The organism is Virgibacillus sp. 7505 (assembly GCF_002272135.1).
In the GTDB taxonomy this organism is placed as follows: domain Bacteria; phylum Bacillota; class Bacilli; order Bacillales; family Amphibacillaceae; genus Terribacillus.
Map to the genome: position 1 here is coordinate 1 of NZ_NPBF01000485.1, position 210 is coordinate 210.

Genomic DNA, 210 nt, shown 5'->3' on the forward strand with positions numbered 1-210 from the left:
GGGCCAATACCGAACGCAAACGCTTCTGCTCCCTGTCCCTCATTAACGTCGTATCATGGAGCCTATTTGTCAACTCGTTAAACGCAGTGGCAAGCTGGCCTAACTCATCGGTACTGTAGACACGGACTTGCCTCGAAAAATCGCCATGGCTCATGCGGAGCGCTTGCCGACGCATGTCAAGAATCGGCATCGTGATCGTTCGGGCTAGTA

General features: G+C 53.3%; 1 protein-coding gene. It reads right to left on the bottom strand.

The features are described 5' to 3' along the window. The coding region (locus CHH91_RS19900; protein ID WP_141234293.1) for a HAMP domain-containing protein at window positions 1-210 on the bottom strand (210 nt) is incomplete at both ends.